The organism is Nitrospirota bacterium, from assembly GCA_016180645.1.
Classification (GTDB): Bacteria; JACPQY01; JACPQY01; order JACPQY01; family JACPQY01; genus JACPAV01.
Map to the genome: position 1 here is coordinate 21129 of JACPAV010000003.1, position 22203 is coordinate 43331.

The window sequence follows — 22203 nt, forward strand, 5'->3', positions numbered from 1 at the left end:
GAACGTCTGGACATGAGGCTGGAGAAACTGTCGAGATTCCCTGAGGACACCTGGATCCCTCCGCTGATGAACGTATGTTTCAGAATCAATGGAACGTGTCCCCAAGGATTTTGGCCGAGACAAGATCGCCCGTATGCTGTGATCGATATTCTTGTCTGCAACAAGGGTGATGAGGTCTTTCTGCACGCTTTGGCGTCACCCGAGAACGCCGCTCGCAAAGAGCGTTCCCAAATCCGTCTCTCCTCTCCACTGCCTGAGTTTGGGGTGTTCAGAGCCCCGTACCACATCGGTAGCGCCATCGGTGTTCTTGGCAAAACAGAGGACCTGATTCGGTTTGGCAATGCTCAGCACAACGGGTGAATGCGTTGCCAGGAGGATTTGTGCGTCATATACGGAAGAGAGGGAATGGTAAACCGTTTCGACTGCTTTCGGGTGCACACCATTCTCCGGTTCCTCGACCAAGAACGTTGCCTGTTGGACGTCCGCGACATATGCCAAGAGCGTCAGTGCGAGCATGCGGAGGGTTCCGTCTGAAACGAGCCATGATGGGACCTTCAGCCCGCTCTCATACTCAATGATCAAGTATCGGCTTCGATCTTCACTCCTCTCAACGGTTCGGATCGCTTTCAGATCCGGGAGTGCAGTCCGTACATGAGCCAGCCACGCCGAGTATCTCTGCTTGTCCCTGCTCTTGAGGATTTCAACCGCCCAAGGAAGATTGGATCCATCTGGAAGAAAGAATTTCGGAGCACCAGGGGGGCACGGCTGGCTCATCTTGGCGCTGTTCAGAGTCAGTGTTTGCACTCCCAGCATCAGCAGCTGCTTAAACCAAGTTGCCGTCGGGAATTTCGTTTCATCTTCAGGAAGATTCGCGAGGGCGCATTTCTGTGGACCCAATCGGAACAGGTTGTTCCACGCCGAGGTCTCGGACGAAAAATAATCATTCCCAGATTCCGCGACTTTGTTGACGACTTTTTTCCATCCTGGCGGTGATTTCCGGCCCGTTTCCGTGACGATAGTGATTGGGGGCGGCGGGGGCTGAGGAAACAAGTCTTTTTGCGGATAGATTCCGGTCGTCTTGTCCGGATCCGGGGCGAGCCAAAAGGTTTCGCTCAGCAGTGTAATCGTGCCATTCTCCTTGTTCGCCCCAACTCGAATTTCGTATCTTGCTCGGCCGTAGTTTCCATTCTTGAGCATCGCCCTTCGCGATTCAGGCAACTTGACTTCAACGGCCAATTCAAATGCTTCACCTTCGCGCATCCATACAAGATCGCGTAACTCCGGGGCTCTCCTTGAAACGGCTTGGTAGGGCCCGAAGTAGACCAGATCCGACATGAACGCGAGTACGTCCAAGAACGTTGATTTGCCGCTTGCGTTGGGACCGACCAACACTTGGAATCTGTCCAAACCCTGATCCAAGTAGCGCAGACAACGATAGTTAAGGGCCTCGATTCTAGAAATCATCTCTGGAAAGAATCATAGCACAGGACGGAGGGAGTCATGGATGGACTGCTGTTCTGGCGCAGGCTTCGATCAGAGCGACCCGATTCGCAATCGCATGGATCAAATGCCCCGTTCACGCGGGCTGCACTTTGCACGCGTCAGCGGCGCGCAACGAGGCCGGAGCCGCGGCAGGAGGTGGGGGGATCGCCGTTGATGCCGTCGAGTTTCACGTTTTCACACTGGAACGAGTAGGCCAGTTTTCCTTCCGACACTTTCACGGCGGCGCCTTCGGGATTCCCGGAGTATTCAAACTTCACGGAACCGGATTCGAGGCGGACCTTCCGCTCGCGCAGCTTCGGATCGCCGCTTTCCAAGGCCGCGGACGGCGTTATGTCGCCCAGCGTCACCTCCACACGCGCATTGGAGATGGTCTCTCCATCCAAATAGGCCCCACCCCTCGACACCAAGGTTCGGCCCGACGGATCTGAAAGCCAGTTCCAGTAGAATCCTCTCCGCTCGCCCAACACCACCCACTCGGTCCACTCCACGTCGCCTTGAAAGCTCCCCGAAGCCTGATCCTGAATGGAGCCCCACCGACGCGCGACAAAGCCAAATGCTGAAACTCGACGATCACCTTCCTTCGGCCAGAAGCAGCCTCCGGGGCCCATGATAACGATGGACGACTCGACTCCGGTCAGCCGGTGATTCCACAAGGCGGCCTCGGGATACATGCGGCAGTAGTTCGGGCGCTCGCCTTCCTTCCACGACGCCTCCAACACCGGTCGCAGGTCCATCTGGCGCGTGCTCGTGGGGGTGCGTCCGGCCAGCAGGAATTTCCCCATCTGTTCGACGTAGAGCGTGCCATCGCGGAAAGGCGCGGCTTCCAGCCCCTCCGGGAGATACCTTTCTGAAGCTTCATTGAGGGCGGGCGCCCACCAGCGATTCCATGCGCGGATGCGCGGGATATCCAGCGGGCGAGCGGATTCGTCGGTGAGTGAAACCTGCCCCTCGTATTGGATCGTGGTGTGGGATTCCAGGGAGACGAAGGTGGCCTCGTAGGTCACCCAATCGGATTCGAGCTTCCGGGCCATCTCCTCCCCTACATTGAGTGGAGTGGAAGGAACCCGATCGAGCACGCCGATCGCCCATCGCCTCAGGCGACCTCCTCGAATCGTGGCCACCATGGCCGCGATGACCGCGAGGAGCGACACCAGTACGATCAGGCGACTTCTAAGCATGGAACTTCGGGTATCAAGTCTTGAAGGCGCTGAGGGCGCGGTCCAATTCTTCCTGTTTCGCCGCAAGCAATTTCGCGGCGGTTGCCGCGTCGTTCGCCGATGTTTTGCCGTCCTGCAGTCGGCCGCTCAGGGCCACGGCTTCATCAACCAGAACTTTGCTCAAGTTCTGGGCCGCCTGGAGCTTGGTGGACAATGTGGACAGGGTTTGGTTGTAGATTTCACGGAAATCTTGGAGGTAGTCTCTCTCGCGCAGCCTGATGCGAACGGAAAGATCTCCCTCGCCCACTTGTCTCGTGATCAGTTTCAGCCGGTAGATCGGCCCCGCCAAACGGTTCGACCATACGATGGCTACGAGACCGAGAATGGCGAAGACCGTCAGCGTGGCCGGCACCATCCAGCCATTGGCGAAGAAGAGTTGCTGGGCCGCCTGAAACTGCCGGTGGCCGTCCGTATCGGGCGAGAGAGCCGCCTTGAGCGCGGGATACAGCATGAGCGCCAGAAGGAGGGCGGTGTAGGCCGCAAGATAAATCCAGATCTCCAGCACGATGGCGATCTGAAGGCCGCGGTCGATGAGGTATCGTCTTCGCCTGAGAGGCGGTCGGCCGGATGCGGACGGTGGTGAGATAGTCATATTTCCTCCCTCGTCATGTCTTGATTCCGGAGGACGCGCATGGCCTCGGAAGGCCCTCCGCGTCCCACACCCTGTTCATATGACAATGGCAGATCAAGTGCAAGAAGTATTCAGCCCGGTTCTACGGGGGAAACCCTCACCCCAACCCTCTCCCCCTTGCCAAGGATGGCATGGGGCCATGATATGTCGCCGCGCCCAGGATGGCGCGGCATAGACCATGGCCTTTCAGGGAGAGGGGGTACCTTTGCTCGAACTCAAGGTATGAGGGGAACGTATTGGCTGGTGGTTTGAAGGGCCGTTCCGCCCGAATCGCTTCCGCCGATGGAGAAGATCCGGCCGCTCACGCTGACCGCCCCATGGACGCGTCGCGCTGCGCCGAGGATCGTCCTGGCGGTCCAAGTGTCCGACAACGGCTCGTACTCGTGAGTGAGGGCCGACACGGTGCCATCGGTACCGCCGAGCACGAAAACCCGGCCATCGAGCCCGGCCGCGGCCAGATCGGATCTGGGGGTGGGCACGCCGGTCTTGGCCGTCCAAGTATCGGACGTAGGGTTGTATTCTTCCATGGCGCCGGCGTATGCGCCATTCCAGCCGCCCGCCACATAGATTTTCTCATGGGCGACGGCCGCCGCCATGGCGTAGCGGGCCGTGGGCATGGCGGTCTTGGACGTCCACGTGTTGCCGACCGGATCGTATTCGTTGCAATTCGCCAGAGTGGATGTGCCGTCGAATCCGCCGATTAGATAGATCTTCCCGTTCACGGCCGCGGCCACGTGCTGGTGGCGATTGGAGGGCAGGACAGCTTTCACAGCCCAGGTATTCGCGATGGGGTCGTATTCGTCGTTCAGATTGTAAATCGTCGGGACGTTGTCCTTGCCACCCATCACGTAGATCTTGCCGTTGGCCGCGGCGGCGGAGAGTTCCCACCGCGCGGTAGGCAGTGCCGTCTTGACGGCCCACGAGTTGGCCACAGGATCGTACTCCTCGTTTTCGGCTGATGGCGTACCCTTGTCCCCGCCGATGGCATAGATCCTCCCGTTGACCTCGGAGACGGCGAGAGCGCGCCGAGCGGTGAGCATCGGGGCCTTGTTCACCCAAGCATCGACGGGCGCGCCCGGTGCCATGGGCGTGTACTCCTCGTTTGCACCGGAGAGCGAGCCGAAATTATCGCGACCGCCAATCGCATAGACTCTGCCACCGGCTGTGGTGGCGGCGAAACGGTATCGTACTGTTGGGAGTGCCGCTGCCGTTGCCCACGAATCGCCTACAGGGTTGTATTCCTCCACCGTGGAATACGCGGAGGCGTTGTACCCGCCCATGACATAGAGCTTTCCGCCGACGGAGGCGACCGCCGGACCGTATCGGGCCGTTGGGGCGGCCGTTTTTGTCGTCCACGTGTTGGCGATCACATCGTATTCCTCCGTGGAGCTCAGCGCCGCGCCGTTCCATCCGCACGAAACATAGATCTTATTGCCGATGGCGGCCGCTCCCGTATCGCTCCGGGGCGTACCCTGGGCCGCCTTGCTGACCCATGTATCAGTCGACGGCGTGTATTCGCGGACGGCGGCGACGTAGACAGACGAATTGAATCCGCCGAAGACGTAGATCTTTCCGTTGGCGGCCGCCGCTTGAGGGCCGCTGACGGCGTTGGGCATAACCGCCTTGGTCGCCCACGTGTTCGCAGCGGTGTCGTATTCGTAGTTGGTATTCTGGACGGTGCCGTTGACGCCACCCAGAGCATAGACTTTTCCCGCCAGACAGGCGGCGGCCACTTGTTGACTGCCCGCAGGCATCGCAGCCTTGGCCGCCCACGCGTTGGCCACCGGATCGAACTCTTCGTTCGCGGTGGTCAGGCCGAAGATGTCTCCACCGACGGCGTAGACCTTCCCGTTCCCGCAGGCCGCCACGCCATGATGATACCGGGCCGTTGTCATGGCGGTTTTCGACGCCCAGGTGTTTCCGCCCGCCGCGCCGACTTTTTCAGCGGTGTTCGTATCGGAATTCCCCGCCTCGTCCTGCGCGCGGACGACGAAGTAGTAGTTCGTATTCTTCACGAGGCCGCTGCTGACGGCATAGGTCGTAGCCCCCGCCGCAGTGGTGTATGTGGCAGTGAATGAGCCACCGCAGGTTCCCGCACTCGTCGACTGGCAGATCTTGTAGACCAGAGAGCCGGCGGCCGTTACCGTGTCGGATCCCGCCGCCCACCCCAAGGTAATGGAAAGATTGTTCACCGCGAGCGAACTGATCCCGGCAAAGGTGGGAGTGGAGGTGTCGAAGGTGAAGGTGCTCCCCGTCCCCGGCGTTTCCACGCTGTTCAAGTTGTCCGTTGCTCGGGATTGGATCGTGTACTGGATTCCGTCAACCCAGGCCGGGACGGTGGAATAGCTCCAAGAAGTCGTTCCCGTTGTGAGAAGCCATGTTGTGGCGGGGTTGAAGGCCGTTCCGTTCCAGTACTTGCCGTCCGAGACTCGCAGGATTGTGATTTCGACTTTCTGTACACCGCTGCCGGTCCCGGGATCGGTTGACGAACCCGCCATCGAGGCGAGTGCGGCCAGTTTCGCGTTGTTGGCGGGACTTGTGACGGAAGAGGTCGGGGGCACGCCGTCCGGCACCACGCCATTGGAGGAAGCCCACGCACCGGTATTCCCCGCGGCATCCAACGCGCGAGCGCAATTGTAGTAGGTGGTGTAGTTGGTCAGGGTCAGCCCGGTGGTGTTTTTCCAGTTGTTTGCGCCGTTGCCGGCCGTGGCGAGGACGTCTCCCGTGCAGCCCGTGGTGGTGCTGATGTTGTAGTCGTACGAGGTCACGTTGATGTTGTCGCCGAAGCCGGCCCAATTCGCATCCATGGTCGAAGTGGATGACTGGAAGGCGAGGTCCGCGCCGGTGCCATCGCTTACCGATCCCGATACTGGGGCGATGGTGTCCTTTTGAACGAAGAACACGTCGTTCAAAACGGCGGAGTTACCCGCGTTGTCGAAGGCCCTCACGCTGACGAAGTTGTTCGTCCACTGGTTCAGGGACGCAAAGGCCACGCCCCAGTTCGTCGTGTACGAGGCCGTGCCGATCCCTGTGGCAATGTTAGTGAACACAATGAGCTGGGTACCGGTCTGCCCGGTGGCATCCCACACGGTGTATTGGACGTAGCTCAAATTGCTGCCACCGGCGTCGTTGAAGTCCACATCGTAGATCGCGCCGGGATCGGCATTCCGCCAGGTGGTGTCGCCCGCCTGGTTGTCGGCGATCGTGGGAGAGGCGATGTCGTTGGTGGCGGTGGCCGCCGAGGACTGATTGGTGGCGGCATCGGTGGCGGTCACATAGACTGTTGCATTCGCATTGTCACCGATGGAAAGGGATGTGAACGAGCCGTCGCCTGCCGCGGTTCCAGAGACGATCAGAGTCGTGAGCAGGCCATCCGCCCATACTTTGACCGTTGAGTTTGCCTCGACGGAGCCCACAGGGCCGGACACCGAGTCGGCCGTACTTGGGGCGTTCTGGGCTACGGCGACTCCCGTAGGCGTTGCCGGGGGCGTCGTATCGAGAATGATCGTGTCGGTGAAATCCGCGGAGAGGTTCGACATGAGGTCGCGGATTTGGAAGGTCACCGTCTTGGACCCATCGCCCGCCGTGAGCGTCCAGGCTTTGGAGGCCGAGGGCGCCTCAAAGATCTCGGTGTCCCAGACGCCGTCGTTCGAGTAGCGCACCTGGTCCACTCCGGCGCCGGAGGCGTCGCTGTAAACCAAAGCCAGCGTGACCGACTGGCTGTTCGCGTAGGCGGCGCTGCTGTTGATGACCACGCTGCCGGTGGGACCCTGTTTGTCGATCATCACCGTCACGCTGCATTTCTTGGTTTCGACATTGCCCACGGAGTCGCCGGACTGATAGCAGACGACTTTCTTGCACGCGCTGCCGGAGGAGCAGGTGACGGGAACGGCGGTGCCCGCTGTGGAAGGAGTGCAGCCCGAGCCGGTTCCGGTCAATTTTCGGATTCGATGGTTCGAAGTGTCTGCGATGTAGAGGTCGCCCGCGGCGTCCAATTCCACGTCGCTGGGGTACTGCAATGTTGCAGAGGCCGCCGGGCCGCCATCGCCGCTGAAGCCGCCCGAACCCGTGCCGGCCAACGTCGTGATGATACCTGATGCATCCACCTTTCGAATGACATGATTCGAGGTGTCGGCGATGTAGACGTTTCCGGCCGCGTCGGCCACCGCTTCTTTTGCATAGGAGAGGGTCGCCGCGGTCGCCAGTCCGCCGTCGCCGGTGTACCCGTTCGTGCCCGTTCCCGCGATGGTGGTGACGGTACCCCCCGGATCGCGCTTGTAGACGCGGTAGCTGGACGTGAAGAAGAGATTGCCGGAGGCATCAACGGAGACGCCGATGTTTCCGCCTACGGATGTACCGGAAAGCAGAGTGATGGTTCCGCTGCCATCCACTTTTCTGACGCTACCGCATTCGCCGCCGATGAAAATATTTCCCGCCGAATCGACTGCGATGTCGTGGACGTAAGTGAGCGTGGCGCTGGTGGCGGGTCCGCCATCGCCCGTGCAGCCTTGTGAACCGGTCCCGACCACGATGCTGAGCGTGCCACCGGTATCCACTTTGAAGACCTGATGGGTGTTCCGCTCGGCGATGTAGATGTTCCCAGAGCCGTCTACCGCCACGTCTTCCGGCATGCCCAAAGTGTAATTCGTGGCTGCGCACGGCGCCGCGCAACCCGCGCCGCCGCCGGCGACAGTGCTGATCGTGCCGCCGGGCGTGACCTTGCGGACGCGGGCCTGACCGGTGTCCGCGATATACAAGTTGCCGGCCGAATCGAAGGCCTGACCGGCCTTCTCCGCGCCAAGGATCAGACTGAGTTGTGCGCTCGTGGCGGGGCCTCCGTCGCCGAGCGATCCGCCGCCGCCCGCGAAGGTGCTGATGACGGCGGGAGGATCGGTCACGCAGTAGTTGGTGGAGGCGACGCCGGAACCCGTCCCGTCGGATGGGCTGAGGTTCACCCCGACATCGGCCGCTTGCCACGGCGTGGGAGCGTCGTCGGTGGTCGTCGGCGCCTGCTTGTCGATCTGAATGAATTTCGAGACCACGCTCTGGACGTTGCCCACGGCATCGGTCGATTGATATCGCGCGTAGTTCTGGCAAACCGACGAGGGCGAACAGGTAACGGAAATGGACGTCCCCGGTGTGCTTGGGGCGCACGTATCCGAGGCATCGACGCAGTACGATGTGGCGGCGACTCCCGAGCCGGTCTTGTCATCGAGCGTCAGAGTCACCGTTACGTCCGCCCCTTGCCAGCCCGCGGGAGCGTCATCGGTCGTGGCCGGCGCTTCCTTATCCATTCGGACCAGTTTGGAGATGACGGTTTCCACATTGCCCACCGCATCGGTGGCTTGGAAGCGTACGTAGGTGGGGCACACGGTGGCCGGAGAGCAGGCGACGGCGAATGGCGCGGTGTAGACCGTGGCGGGAGCACAGGAATCCGCGCCATCGAGGCAGTAGTTGATTCCGGACACACCCGATCCGCCGCCATCGCCCGCCGAGAGGGTGACCGTCACATCGGCGCCCTGCCAGGCGACGGGTGCATCATCTGTGGTGGCCGGCGCCTGCTTGTCGATGCGCACCAGCTTGGAGACAACGGATTCCGCATTCCCAACCCCATCCACCGAATTGAAACGGATGTACGTTTGGCAGACCGAACCGGTGGAGCAGGGGATGGAGACCGGGGCCGTGTAGGCGCTGGTTGGCGCGCAGGTGTTCGTGCTATCCGTACAGTACGTTGTGGAGGCGATACCGGACCCGGCTCCGTCGAAACCGCTCAGGGTGACGGAAACGTCTGCCCCTTGCCATGCCGCGGGGGCATCGTCCGATGTCGTCGGCGCCTGCTTGTCGATTCGAACCAGTTTGGACTGGGTGGTTTCCAAGTTTCCCACATTGTCCGTCGACCGGTAGCGAACGTACCGGGGGCAAACCGTCCCGACGGGGCAAGTGACGGAGACCGCCGTTCCCGCGGTGGACGGAACGCAAGTGTTGGCGGAATCCACGCAATAGTTCGTTCCGGCTACTCCCGAGCGGGCATCGGTGGGACTCAGAGTCACCGTCACATCACCGGGAACCCAGGAGGCCGGCCCGTCGTCGGTCGTGGTCGGCGGAATCGTATCGCAGGTCCTGGAAACCGTCGCCGAACCGCCGATGTTTCCGGCCGCATCCGCGGCCCGCATGTTGAGGCTGAGAAGAGTCCCGTCGGCGCAAACAATGCCGACTTTGGAGCAGGTTCCTGCGCTGTAGGCAGCCGCCAGCCACGTTGAGCCTCCATTCACGGTGTATTGGCAGTTCGTGATGGGGTTCAGATCCGTGAAGGTCGTGCTGACATTATAGATGCCATCGACGTGGGTGGCCGTAGCGGTTGAGGCAGGCGCTACCGCTCCGGCGCTCGGTGGCGTGACATCCACCGTGAACTGTCGCGCGGTCGAATAGACGCTCGCGTTCTCAGCGGCATCGAGGGCCCGGATGCGCCAATAATACGGCGCCTCCGGAAGCGGATTGGGATATGCGAAACCGCTCGCCGTTAACCCCGTGTATTCGACCACCCCATAGGTAAATAAGGCATTGGCCGAAATTTGAAACTCGACGGAGACGGTATCGGCGGACTTGGTCCACGTGAACGACGGTTTGACTATGTTCGTATGCGTCCCGTTCGTGAGCACTCCGGGCAGGGGCACGGCGGGGGGAACCGTATCCACCGTCCACATGTAGGACAACGGCGGGGAACTATTGCCCACCGGATCCCAGCCCACCAAGACGAAATTGTGTTCTCCGTCCTTCAGACCGGTGAGCGTGGTGGGAGACTTGCATCCGCCCGCAGGAGCCCCGTCGAGCGAGCAAGTCACCCACACTTCGAGATCGTCAGAAGCAAACCCGAAGACGGGTGAGCTGACATTGGAAATCAACCGGGGATGAAGCGTAAACCAAACCACCGGGGGGGTGAGATCGAGGAGCCAATCATACCGGGCCGGTGTGGGGTCGTGGTTTCCCGCGGGGTCCACCGCTTCCACGGCAAGACGGTGCGCGCCGCCTTTCAGTTCCTTGATGGAGAGAGGGGAGGAACAGCCCGTCGGGGGGGCGTCGTCGAGGGAGCATTCGAAAGCGGCACTCGAGTCGGGCGATTCGAAGAGAAAACCGGCCGAGGTGATCGCCGTTCGCGCATCGGGATGGCCGGTGATTCGTGTGTCCGGCGGGGTCAGGTCCACGTTCCACGTGAACGAAGCGGGAGTCGGATCGCGGTTCCCCGCGGCATCCTGTGCGAATACGCCGAGCGTGTGCGCCCCTTCCGTCACCGTCAGCACAGCGGGTGAAGTGCACGGCGCCGGTGTCCCCACGTCGAGCTGGCAGTAGTAAGAACAGGCGGTGGGCGATGGTCCGCCTGAGGCGGATTGGGCGGTGGAAGGATCAGAGCATGAGAACTCGAAGGAAGCGGACGCGCTCTTGACGAGGATAGCCGGATGCATCGAGATCGTCGTTTCCGGCGGGGCGGTATCCACCGTGAAGGTCACTTGGGCGGGTGAGGCATCCACATTTCCGGCCGCATCCCTGGCGCGAACTGAAAACTGGTAGACTCCATCGCCTTTCGTCAGAGTCAACACCAAGGGCGATTTACAGGCGATGAACGCCGAGCCGTTCAGCGAGCACTCGAAGGTGAAGCCGGGTTCGTTGTCCGTTCCGGAAAACTGGAAATTGGCCGAGGGCTGGTTGATGAGGAGGGCCGGCGGGACCGTGAATTGAGTCTCCGGCGGGGTCGTGTCCTTCATGGCCAGATAGATTTTCAGCGTGACCGGCGTGGCGTCGGCATTGCCCACCGCATCTACGGCTTTCACGGAGAGAGCGTGTGCCCCATTGGGCGCCGTGGGTTGATAGACCGCGGGACAGGGTTGAAACGGCCCACCGTCCAGGGAGCATCGAAAGACACATGTCGTGTCGTCGCACCCCAACTTGAACACATCGGCGGCAGTGGCGATCACGCAGAACTCCGCCACTTCTTTGCACGGGGAGGTCACGGTGGTTTCCGGAGGCGTAAGATCCACGGGCTTGAGTTCGATCTTGACCTCCGTGGCGGTTTGCGTGCCTGACCGTTTCAGGTCGTCCTTCACTTTTGTTTCCAGTTTGGTCGCCACATTCTCGAAAGCCTTTTGGACCTGCGCCTCCGTGGGCTTGCTCTCCGCGTCCTTGGCTGCGGCCAGAGCTTGTTTCAGATCGCCGGCAGGTTTCCCCTCGCCCGAGGCAGAGGAGTTCAGCACCGTGACCACTTCGGTAAGGGTGGCCACGCCGTCTCCATCGCCATCCGGGAGTTGGACCTCATCCTCGGTCAGATCCTTGTCTTCCATTTGGAACGCTCCGCCGGCGCCCGAGTCGGACCTGCCTCCGTCGGCCCCGGTCGACCCGGCTACATTCACCTGGGTATCCAATTCGACGAGCGGAACATCGGCGTTGCTCTCCGGGTGAACTTTCGTTTCGAACTGGTTTCCCCCTTCAATGAACTGATCCTGCGACATCACGAAGGCGGTTTCGTAGACGAAAACGATGTCGGCACCGCCATCCTGACGTTTCGGGGCGGATCGAGGGTTGTTGGCGGGCATTCGATTCGCACCATGGCTCGCTCCCCGCGCATCGGCTCCCCTTACTCCGCCGCGGACGCCTCCGCGAATTCCGCCCTGCTCGGCGCCCTGGACGCCGCCCCGGATGCCGGACGCCTCAGCGCCCCGAATGCCGGATTGGACCTCGCCCCGGATGCCCCCGCGGATCCCGCCGCGAATTCCTTCCGCGACGAGCTGACCATTGACGTACACGTCCGTCACGAGTTGACTCTTCTCCGCGATTCCGTTGAGCGCGGCCGCCGTTTCGGCCGAGAGCGGGAGGGCCATCTCCAAACCCATGGCCCGGGAGGGCATCTTCCGGATGGGGAGGTCTGAGATCTTGTTGACGCAGGCTGCAAAGGCCAGTGCGGCCATAATCACTGCCCCCATCCCGATCGATCGGATTGGTCCCCCGGTGTTCATTTGACTATCCCCGCTTCGATTCACAATACCTCCAGCTGTTACGGCTACCCTCGTCGATATGCTATCTCGGGTTCGACTGGGAGCCCCACCCTTTTTTCTCGATTACTCCACCTTCTATGTCATGGTGACCCGCGTTGGCGTCACGCTAATTCCCTGCGGTGGCACAACGCACAGTCTCCGCTGTATTTGGGCCGGATTCTATCTCGCCGACCGTACCAAAGTAAAGCAAAATCGCACTTGGAGTGAAACTCGAATTATGATCTATATCAGTATTCCAGAAGTGGGAAATTCCTTCCATTTTGAGCCGATTTGTGTGAGACTGCCGACGCTTGCGATGTGGCGTCTCTTTTTTGCAACAGCCATCTGCGTGGCCGTATTCCGCCCCCCGCTTTCTCTGGGCGAGGACGCAGTGGCCGGCCAACCCTCGGCGGATAACTCGATGTCGCTGTCCGGGCTGCCGGGCGCTTTCCGCGCGATTACGGGATTTCTGCCTTCTGCCGAACGGGTTTTTCAGTCCAGCACGGCGGGGTATTTTTCCAAGAAAGGTCTGACCCTCAGCGGCGAGGACCACAGCGGCATTGAAGGGCGATACGCCTTGTCGGTCCGACCATGGTCCATGGGGCGATTCACCCGGATGACCTTTGCCTTCTCGATGGAGGGCCGGTTTTATCGGCTTGATTCCGAAGATGGGAAGGGCGACACGACCACGTTGGGCAATCTGGGCCTCGGTTTCACCTATTCGTTGTGGCAGGGAGAGAACGCCGGCGTGAGCGTGGCTGTTCCCATTCTCATTCCGGCGCGTCCGGGCGGCGGCCCGGATGTGAGCGCGATGAGTCCGGAGTATTCGCTCGCCGCTTCCTTCCGAAAACTTTCGCCGCGCGGGGCGTTGCGTCACATCTTCGACATCAACGCGGGATACGCGGTGGACAAGACCGAGACCGTTCTCAAGCACGCGAAGGTGGATCTCATCCGTCGAACGCGGCTGGCCGCCGGGGCGATCAGCGAGACCGCGTTTGTTGCCCGCCTGGCCTACTCCGCGCAAGTCCCGGGGAGACGCGCCACCCCTTCGCCCTTCTTCGAAGTTTCCACATGGCGTGACGTGGATGGAAAGGCGATCAATTCGTTTGGTGAAAAAACAAAATTGAAGTTCTCGGCCAACCCGGTGATCGTCACGCCCGGTCTGAAATCCTTCGTCTACTCGAATCTTCAGGCCGATCTCGCGGTGGATCTCGGGCAGTTGACGGGTCGGTTTCCCGACGAGAATGAAGTCATCGCCCCGTGGAGAATCTGGGTGGGCCTGGCGTGGCTGCCGTACGAGGCGCCGGGACTCCACGCGGCCGAAATGGAGTACCCCCGGGAGGTCCCGTTTGCGACGCCGGAGATGTTTGGATTTGGAGTTCCCGCCGGAGTCGGCGGAGCGCCCTCCTCTCCGGCCGCGGTTCAAATTCCATCCGGACTCCCTGCCGGGGGTACGGTCGCCGAGCCGGCGCCGCCTCGACCGCTTCCATTCGCCCCCTACCGAACAGAGGTGGAAGGTCCCATGATCGAGGAGGTGAAGTCCGCGGCGCGGTATCTCGCCGTTCACACCGATGCCCTCGCCCGCGTGGAGGGGCACACCGACTCGAAGGGGCCGAAGTGGTACAACAAGATGTTGTCGACGGAGCGCGCGAAGTCGGTTGTGGAATTTCTTGTGGCCGAGGGGATCGATGCCTCGCGGCTGATGCCGGTCGGCCTGGCCGATGCGGAGCCCATTGCGCCCAACAATACGCGCGAGGGGCGGTCCAAGAACCGGCGCGTCGAGATCGTCATCATTCAGCCGGCGCCCTGGAGCATCGGATTTGCCCACCACAGGACGAAACTCGGAACGAAAGGGCAGGCGGTCCTCGACGAAATCGCCCGCCTCCTGAGTGAGAAGCCCGGCGCCAGGCTGCGGATTGAAGGCCACAGCGACGGGACCGGCGCCGAAGTTTGGAAAGCTCTTTACGCCACATGGCGGGCGGGGGCCGTTCGGGACTATCTTGTGGCCAAGGGCGTGGACCTGGGCCGGGCGGACGTCGTTACCTATTCCGATCTGAAACCGGTCGCTCAGAACACCGACCCTGCGGGCCGCGCCCAAAACCGGCGGGTCGATCTCCGAATCACCGAGTAGCTCCTCCCCCGCCGGCCGACCCCCCATCCGGCTGCATCATCTCCATCGGTAGCTGCCTGATTTCTGAGGTCCAATGAAGGCGGCGCATCCGGGCTGGTCCCGCCGCTCACGCTTCTTCGCAGCCCCCGATCAAATTGCCGGCGCCAGCCGTCCATGCTTCAACGTGACCACCCGATCACCCAGTTCGCCGATCTCCGGATTGTGAGTGACCACAACGATGGTTTTGCCCTCCGCATGGAAACGGCGCAGAAGGTCCAGGACAATTCGCTCGTTGTCGACGTCGAGGTTCCCCGTCGGCTCATCGGCCAGGACGATCGCAGGATGATTGATAAGAGCCCGCGCGATACAAACGCGCTGTTGCTCGCCCCCGGAAAGTTGCGACGGCTTGTGAGCCAGGCGGCCGCCCATCCCCACGGACTCCAGCGACTCTGAGGCTTCCCGCTCATCCACCATGCTGTGGAAATACTGAGCCAGCATGACGTTCTCCAAGGCGGAAAGGTAAGGAACGAGGTGAAACTGTTGGAACACCAGTCCGATTTTTTCCCTCCGCCATCGGATGAGGGCGTCGCCGTTCAGCCGCGAAATATCCTGCCCGTCGAAGAGGAGGGCGCCGGTCGTCGGGACATCCAGGCAGGCGATCAGATTGAGGAGCGTGGTCTTTCCCGAACCCGACGGCCCCATGATCGACACCCATTCGCCCGGTCGGATATCAAGATCAACCCCCTCAAGCGCCTGCACGTCGCCGTACCGCTTGCCCACGCTTTTCGTTTCGATGCAAGTCATGTTCAATCCCCTTTCAAGAGGACGGCCGGCTGGATCTTCCGAACCTGGCGGAGCGGGAGGATCGCTCCGAGCAGGCTGAGCAACATCGAGAGAACGAGAAGGAAGGGGATCAGCCCCGGGTGAAAATCCATGGAGGTTCCGAACATGGTCCGTTCCATCCGTTCCGCCATCGCCGCGCCCAGAAGAGATCCGACGATGCCGCCCACTAGCCCGATCACCGCCACTTCGCAGAGGAAGTGAAGATTCAATCGCCGGCTCGTGGCCCCCAGCACCGTCATCAGCGCCATTTCTCTCCGCCGCTCGGTGACCATCGTCATCAAAGCAATCAGAAGCCCCAGGAGGGAAGAGGCGGTGATAAGAATGACGACCGTCTGAACGATGGATCGAATCCTGCCCAGGATTCGGCCTTCCGACTCCCGGAGCCTTCGGATGGGATGGGCGCGGGCGCCGGGAACGGCCGACTCCACTTTCCGCGCGAGCGCATCGACATCCACATCTTCGGCGAGGAGGTTGACCAACACCATGTGTACTTGCCCAGGCCGATCAAACAGCCGCTGGGCGTGAGGCAAAGGCAGAAAGACTTGGTCGTCCTCCGCCCCCCCTGTGTCCACGATCGCCGTGATCACGCAGGAATGGGTCCGTCCTCCCGATTGAAGCATCGCGGCTTCCCCCAGTTGAACATTCAGCTTCTCCGCGACGGACTTCCCCAGGAGACACGCATCCATTCCGGCCGCGCCCGCCGGTTCGCCCTCCTGAATCTGCCAGTACGGAGTCACCGTGCGGATCGCGTCGAACCGCATCCCGGCTGCCGCCATCCGGCGTCCATTCCACTCCACCACGTCGTACAGGAAAGGTTGAGCGCCCAGGACGTGTCCCTCGTGAACCAGACCCGTCATTGTCGTCACGGAATCCTCCGGAAGGGTTTCGACACCGTCGGCGGGTTGGATCACGAAGTTCGCGCCGCTCTCCCGGAGTTCGCGGCTCATCTGGACACGTACATCGGCGTACAGCGTCATGAATGCACCGATGACGGAGGTCCCCAGCCCGACCGACAGTACGGCCACCCACACGCGGCCGGACCTCTCCTTGAGCGATCGGAAAAGTAGCCGCAAGAAAAAGCGCGAAGGATCCATCGCGCTTTACCCCTCCGCCAACGTTTGAGCAGGCCGGATCTTCCAGATGACGCGCGCCGGGAGGAGCGACCCGCCGAGGGCCACCCACGTGGACAACATCACCGTCAGCGGCAGCACCCACCACTTGAGGGACGCCCATGCGCCGAATACATGCAAGCTGATGAACTGGGAGAGGGCCATTCCCATCAGGCATCCCAGCGCGCCTCCGACAACGCCCACGATGCCCATCTCACCCAGGAAGAGAAAGGCCAGCGTGCGGTTGGAGGCGCCGAGGGCCTTCGCCAATCCAATTTCCGTCCTGCGATCCATCACCATGGCGCTCATGAGACTGAAGACTCCAAGAGCCGATCCCAAGAGTGCCACGAGGGTGACCACGGCCATCAGGAATTGGACTTTCCGAACCACGACCCCCTCCGATTCCGCCACCTGGCGGACAACCTTGGCCGCCACCCCAGGGAGGGCCTCTTCAATCTGGTAGGCCACGGCATCCACATACGGGGAACAATACCAGGTGTCGAATTCACGCGTGGTCAACTCATGGCGATGAAACCGCGCCCGCCTGGCCAGATCGTTGTCCGGAGATGTGAGAGCACTCACCAGCACTTGATCGACAGCGTCCTTCCGTCCGGTCAGGTCCTCCATCGCTTCAAGCCCGCAAAGAATCTGCTCGTCCTCGCTCCCACCCGTTCGCACCACGCCCGAGACCTGAAGGGGCACCGACGGCCCCCCCCCCGGTCGGCCCACGCGGACCACACCGCCCGGACGAATCCCCAGTTCCCGCGCCAGCGCGATCCCGACCAGGCAGCCGGGGAGCTGCGCCTGCTCATCGGGCCAGTTTCCTTCCACCTCCCACCACGGATGAATCAGCGAAAGACCGGTCACAAACCGCTCGTCTCCCTCCACCGGATAGCTCCGGCGGAACCACGTTCCGACCATCGTCGCTTCGCGCGTCCCCACTTTCACGTTCGTGGTGGCGAGCGGCGCGAACGCCACGATGTTGTTGCGCCAGAAAATCTCTTTCATCTTGCCTAGGCCGTTCAAAGGGATGCCCTCCTTGTGGGCGAGCGGGTTGTAGTCCACGCCGCCGATCTGCAACGGAATCGCCTCCGTGCGCGGCGCTAAAATGAGGTTGGCGCCGAACCCCTTCATCTCGCGGCTCATCTGGTCTCCGATGTCGAGCGTCAGGTTGAGGAGGGCCGCCGCCAGCGCGGCGCCCAGGGCGACACTGACCACGGCCAAGCTCTTCCGCCGCAGGTCGTTCCGCAGCGAGGCCCTGAGCATCCGGAAGATCATCCGACCTCCGAACTCGCAAAGAATCGCGCACCCTCACCCTGGACCAGATCCTGTTCTTGGATGACCAGCCGGCCGTTCTCCACTCGGAGCGGGAACGGAATGGGATTGCAGCCGCCCCGTCGACCGACCGTGGGACCGTAAACGGCCGAACCGCACGCCAGGCAGATCAGGTACTTTCCATTCTTCACGTACCCCTTGGAGCCGCACATCAGACAGGCATCGTATCCCGCCCGGATTGAACCTGTTTCGTCCTTGAGCACGATGAACCGGATGGCCCGCCCATGGGCATCCTCATACACGTAGCGCCTCAACTCTTCCTTTTTGAGCGAGTCGACCGCAATCATGATCTCCCCTCCGTCGGCCTTCACCTCGGTGGCATGCGTCAGGCGTGGAGGAACGCCCGCGTAGGATTCATAGTAGAAGGTCACCGCCGCCATAAGGCCGATCGCCAGGATCGCCGCGCGACCGAAGTGCCACTCCTGCCTCGCCTCCCAAAGCGCCTTGCGCCTGAGCGCCGGGTTCACCGCAGCACTTTCCTCCCGACTCACGCGCTTTCGCCGGACGTAGGCCGCGGTTGAGAATACGAGCGCGAGCGCCATCTGGGCGGTGCTGAAAGCGTCAATGTGGTTCACCAGGTAGACAAGCGTTCCGAAGAGTTTCTCGGGCACGGTCGCCCACCCGTGGAGAACCATGGAGTAGTATCCCCAGGTGAAATGTTCCGCGGCCAGGGTCGCCGCGCTCAGTCCGGCCACAAGACCGCCCGGCGATCCACGGACGCGTGGAGCGACCTTGGACACAGCCGCGAAAGCGATGGCACAGAGGAGAACGCCCATGACTCCCCCGGCGGCGAAGAGAAGGAAATCGGAGTTCAGCACGTTGAGCCGTCCGAGCGACTTCTCGCCCGCGTACGCCCCCAACGCCGCCGCTCTCTGTGAAACGAGCAGAACGCCGCCGATCCGAAGGCCCCATCGAGACCACGATCCCTTTCCGGCCACGAACACCAGAAGCAGGAGGAACCCCGCGCCGATCATGAGGATCCCTTCGACGACGGTCCGCACATCGAAGAAGGCGTAGAGGAAGACCAGCGCTCCGCCCAGGATCAACCCTGCCGCCCAAAATCGAGAATCGAACGGGACCGCGCCTTCTCCGTGCCTGGCTCGGAGGCGATCCCTCAACAGCGCCAATACGAAGAGCGCCGGAAAGAGATACCGTACGGCGTGGCTCAGGGGTTCGGCCATTCGATCAACACATTTCCTCTCAGATATCCAACTGGAGTCTCAGCCCGAAGATGTAGAAATCGTCCGCCGCCTTGTCGCCGCCCGGATCGCGCACGTACTGGACATCGGGGCTGAGGTTCAACCCGCCCACAGCCTGAATCTTGTACGTGTAGTACGCCTCCGCGTACATCTCCCCCCCTTTGGGATTTCCTTCATCGAGTTCGGGCGCCGCGTCACTGTAATCGCCGCTGGTGTGCGCGTAACCCGCGGCCAGTCCCAGGAGATCGCCGCCACGATTCCAGGCGTTCCCCACGAGCCGGCCGCCCACGGTGACGACCTGATCGGACCGGCCAACCCTCGGATCCTGGCGGCCATAACGAAGGAACAAAGCCAATCCGCTCATGACCTGCTGATCGAGGCTTGTCCCGAAGCCCCAGTTCGACCGGCCCGTCCGTGCAACGTCTGCAAAATCCTGGTGATCCGTTTGGTTGGTCCAAACATAAAAGCGGTAGTTGCCCTTCAGGCCGTAGTAGGAACGGCTGACATCCAACTCGCCGATCAGGAAGGGGTGGTCGAAGGGCCGGGCGAAATCGCCGTCGCCCTCGAAGACACCCACCTGCCCCTCCACGCTCAGAGCCTTGTTGAAAATGGACGTGAATCGATAGGCAAACCGGGTGCCGAGTCCGTATCCGTTGTCATCGCCGCCCCAGTCGATGGACAAGTTGTTCACGAACAGGTCCGCTAGAAAGCTGTGGGTCTCGTCGCCCGCCACGGCGTTCTGGTCGAAAAACCCCGCAGGATCGATTTTTCCCACGGCGAACGACACCCGCTTGTCCCGGAAAGAAGGATAGGGAAGCTCCGCGCCAAACCAGGCCTCGGCCAGCTTAAAGCTGTCCTCGTTCACCTCCAGATCTGCATTGGGCCCCGAGAACGTGGGGGGCAGATGGGGGGCAATCCCATCTCCCTGCCCCGCAAGCAGCCGAGTGAGTCCCAACCCATAGGTCCCAAGCGGAAACAAAATGGACAAATCGCCCGATAGACTGGTCTCGGCCGTGTCGCCACCCGACGGACTGTTCTCGTCGTTGTTCAACGTCGCATGGTTGACCATCGTCAAACCGGCCCCAAGCTCCAATCCGCTTAGCGATTCGAGGACGGACGTCCCCGTCTTCTGCCGATAGCCGAGCCGTTCAACCTCGTCCTCGAGGACAACGATTCGTTCGTCCACTTCCCGTTCGCGCTCGGTTTTCTGACCCGAAGTTTCCGCCTCCGAGCGAACGACTGAAAGGGCGAGAAAGATCAAGCCCGACAACACCGCCGACCAGAGCTTCAAGGTCGTCATGGTTTGCTCCTTTCCGATGCGGAATTTCCGATCCGCATCAATATCCCTTCCCTTTGCCGAGCCCGAGGTACTTGAAGGTCCACTCCACTTTGAATGATGGAAACCACGGCCGGACTCCGGTCGCCTTGTCCGTGTGTCGCCCGAACCCATTTTTCGAAGGGTTCTCGATCGTGTACTCCACTTTGTAGTTGCCGATTCCGGGCATGAGAACGTTGTCGCCGTAGTGCGGACCATCGGCGGCCACCATGGGCATCATCATGCCTTCCACCTTCTGGCCGTTGTCGAGATTCGTCAGCTTGTAGCTCACCGCAAGGTAGGGGACCCATTCTCCCTCTCCGAATCCGTTCGGGTTCTGGTCGGTTGCGTGTATGTCGGCTTCAATATGGATGTCCGCCTTCTCCTCTTTTTCGGCCGACATGGGCGGGTCCATTTTGATGGGCTGGAGATAAACCGCGGCCACCTCCATCCCGTATCGGACCTGGGGAAGGCCGATGGGGTATTCCGTAAACGCCAGACTCAACTGAACGGCCGCTGCCAGAACGGCGACCGACGAAATTCCGATTCCGATGATTCTTTTCATGATTTCTCCTTTCCAACCTGTTGAGTGTTCGATTGAACGATTGCGCCGACGGCCGGGGAAGACCTCCTACGCCGTGCCATGAACGTGAAAACAACCAGGAGGAGCGCCCCGACGAAAAGGCCCTGCGCCACGATCCCCTCGAGTGTGGGGTAAATCCCCGCCCACTCGATGTGCGGGATGAAGCCGACGGCTGTTTCGCCAAGGAGGTTTCCCTCCTGAAGTTCGCGGATTCCCTTTCCTGCGAAAACAAACGCGAGGTAGTAGAGAAAAAGACTTGTCACCGCGAAAAACGGACGGAGCGGGAATCGATTCATGGCGCCACGAAAGACGACAAAGACGAGGACCAGCGCGAGGCAACCGGCCGCGAATCCGCCCCAGAGCGGGCCGGCGGAGATTCCTTCCCCGGCGGCCAAGGCATGATAGAAGAGGACGGTCTCCGCCCCCTCCCGGTAGACCGCCAGGAAAGCCACGGCGCTCAGAGCGACCGTGCTTCCCCCGGTGACGGCCTCTCCCGCCTTCCTTTGTACGTATTCCTGCCATTTTCTCCCTGCCGTCTTGCTGATCAACCAATAGCTCACATAGAAAAGGACGAGCGAGGCGAGGAGCAGCGTCAGGCCCTCGAGCACCTCTTGGCTCGCCGGTGAAACGTCCATGACCTTCTTGAAGAGGTAGGCGGTCAGAACGCTTGCCGCCAGGGCGAGGCCCGACGCCGCGTAGAGGATCCGGATCTCCCTCATCCTCCCCATACGGGCGAGGTAGGCGATCAATGCGCCGATGACCAGAATCGCCTCGATGCCCTCCCGGAAGATGATCAGGAAGGACTGGAGGAAGGCCCCTTGGTTCGAGGAGTGCGACCCTCCTCCGCTCCCGCCGGCACCCGATTCATCGGCCGACGGATCGCCGAAGGCCTGCCCGGCGTCGTATCCGCTCAGACTCCGAACCGCGTCCGTCAGGTCCATGCGAAGTTGTTCCGCCTTCGCTTCGATTTCGCCGACGGGCGCCTTGGCATCCACGAGCAGGCGGAGATCGCGGAACTTCCTCTCCAACTTGTAGTTGCGATTGGCGGAGATGAACTGCCGAACGGCGATTTCAAGACCGCTCGCTTCGTAGGCGACGAAATAGGCATCGGAGAAGTGCTTGTCCGCCTGTGCGGCGTCGCCGGTTCGGTAGGCCCCGATCCCCGCGGCGAGGTACCGTTCGACCTCCTGCCGGCCCTTCTCCCAGGAGGTCTCCCCCCACGCCGCGGAGTGGACCAGCAGCAGAAGCCCCGCGGCCGGGGCCGTCAGCCACCGCCTCATCGCGCTCGCTCGGACCACCCTTCCGATCTTATTGGTAACGATAGTCAAATCCATC

The 22203-nt window shown here is 61.6% G+C and carries 12 protein-coding genes; 1 reads left to right on the plus strand and 11 read right to left on the minus strand.

Annotation, left to right across the window (positions count from 1 at the left end):
• Positions 1-195 precede the first annotated feature (195 nt).
• From HYT87_01715 to HYT87_01730, 4 genes are all read right to left on the minus strand, one after another.
• Positions 196-1464, minus strand: a complete 1269-nt coding sequence (locus tag HYT87_01715; protein ID MBI2058467.1) for an ATP-binding protein — start codon at positions 1462-1464, stop codon at positions 196-198.
• Between the two features lie 137 nt (positions 1465-1601).
• Positions 1602-2681 (minus strand): hypothetical protein, encoded by a 1080-nt coding sequence (locus HYT87_01720; GenBank protein MBI2058468.1) that lies wholly within the window; start codon positions 2679-2681, stop codon positions 1602-1604.
• A gap of 13 nt (positions 2682-2694) precedes the next feature.
• On the minus strand, positions 2695-3312 hold the full coding sequence (locus tag HYT87_01725) for a hypothetical protein (protein ID MBI2058469.1): 618 nt from the start codon (positions 3310-3312) through the stop codon (positions 2695-2697).
• A 254-nt stretch (positions 3313-3566) separates the two neighbouring features.
• Positions 3567-12323, minus strand: coding sequence for a hypothetical protein (locus HYT87_01730; protein MBI2058470.1), 8757 nt, complete (start codon positions 12321-12323; stop codon positions 3567-3569).
• Between the two features lie 367 nt (positions 12324-12690).
• Here HYT87_01730 and HYT87_01735 point away from each other — a divergent pair, with 367 nt between their 5' ends.
• A complete protein-coding gene (locus HYT87_01735) occupies positions 12691-14505 on the plus strand; it encodes an OmpA family protein (protein ID MBI2058471.1) in 1815 nt (604 codons plus the stop codon).
• 129 nt (positions 14506-14634) lie between these two features.
• Here HYT87_01735 and HYT87_01740 read toward each other — a convergent pair whose 3' ends face one another.
• The 7 genes from HYT87_01740 to HYT87_01770 are packed head-to-tail and all read right to left on the minus strand — an operon-like array spanning position 14635 to position 22202.
• The gene (locus HYT87_01740) at positions 14635-15288 is read right to left on the minus strand and encodes an ABC transporter ATP-binding protein (GenBank protein ID MBI2058472.1); all 654 of its coding nucleotides are present in this window, start codon (positions 15286-15288) and stop codon (positions 14635-14637) included.
• Between the two features lie 2 nt (positions 15289-15290).
• Positions 15291-16421: an ABC transporter permease gene (locus tag HYT87_01745; GenBank protein MBI2058473.1), complete on the minus strand. Its 1131-nt coding sequence runs from the start codon at positions 16419-16421 to the stop codon at positions 15291-15293.
• A 6-nt stretch (positions 16422-16427) separates the two neighbouring features.
• On the minus strand, positions 16428-17714 hold the full coding sequence (locus tag HYT87_01750) for an ABC transporter permease (protein MBI2058474.1): 1287 nt from the start codon (positions 17712-17714) through the stop codon (positions 16428-16430).
• Complete coding sequence (locus tag HYT87_01755; protein MBI2058475.1) at positions 17711-18952, minus strand: DUF2318 domain-containing protein; 1242 nt, start codon at positions 18950-18952, stop codon at positions 17711-17713. The genes HYT87_01750 and HYT87_01755 overlap by 4 nt, the downstream gene beginning before the upstream one ends.
• 19 nt (positions 18953-18971) lie before the next feature.
• Entirely contained in the window at positions 18972-20270 is a 1299-nt protein-coding gene (locus HYT87_01760) for a carbohydrate porin (protein ID MBI2058476.1), read from the minus strand.
• Positions 20271-20307: 37 nt separating this feature from the next.
• A complete protein-coding gene (locus HYT87_01765; GenBank protein ID MBI2058477.1) occupies positions 20308-20850 on the minus strand; it encodes an iron transporter in 543 nt (180 codons plus the stop codon).
• Entirely contained in the window at positions 20847-22202 is a 1356-nt protein-coding gene (locus HYT87_01770; GenBank protein MBI2058478.1) for an FTR1 family iron permease, read from the minus strand. Before HYT87_01770 ends, HYT87_01765 begins: the two co-directional genes overlap by 4 nt.
• Position 22203 lies beyond the last annotated feature (1 nt).